The sequence below is a fragment of the Roseateles sp. P5_E1 genome (assembly GCF_054049335.1).
This window is the reverse complement of record NZ_JBFUMN010000371.1, coordinates 1-569: the sequence shown is the minus strand read 5'-3', so window position 1 is coordinate 569 and position 569 is coordinate 1. Positions and strand designations below refer to the sequence as shown.

The 569-nt window shown below is 65.8% G+C and carries 1 protein-coding gene and 1 pseudogene; both read right to left on the bottom strand.

Translation table 11 applies throughout. The features are described from left to right. Positions 1-340 (bottom strand): CBS domain-containing protein (locus tag ACXJKJ_RS31590; RefSeq protein ID WP_457395635.1); only part of this gene is annotated, 340 nt, incomplete at its 3' end. After that, positions 300-569 (bottom strand): annotated as a pseudogene (locus tag ACXJKJ_RS31585) (glycosyltransferase); the annotation flags it as partial. The pseudogene ACXJKJ_RS31585 and the gene ACXJKJ_RS31590, both read right to left, overlap by 41 nt.

Genomic DNA, 569 nt, shown 5'->3' with positions numbered 1-569 from the left:
CGACCACGCTGCCAGCATCGACCACCGGCAGGTGCCGGATGCGGTAATCGGTCACCAGCTGCAGGCAATGCTCGACCTGCTCGGCCAAGGCCACCGTCACCACCTTCGCGGTCATGATGTCGCTCACCCGCGTCGTCCGCGAAGAGCGCTCGTGCAGCACGATCTTGCGCGCGTAATCGCGCTCGGAGAGGATCCCGACCAGTTGCCGGCCCTCCATCACCACCACCGCCCCGATGCCCTTGTCGGCCATCAGCCGGATCGCGTCGATCACCGCCGCGTCCGGGGGTACCGCGAAAACCTCAGGGGACTTGCCTTCCAACAGCTGTCGTACCGTGGTCATCTCGCTGCTCTCCACTGATGGGATGCAGGCCCGAGTCTGCCACGAACGGCGCCTGCCAAGTGTCAACCAGGTACAGCGGACGCTGCTTGGACTCCTCGTACAGCCGCCCCAGGTATTCCCCGATGAGGCCCAGTGCGATCAACTRCACGCCGCCCAGGAACAGGATCACGACCATCATCGTCAGCCAGCCCGCCACCCGGTCCCCGTACAGCGCCGCCTTGCCCACGAT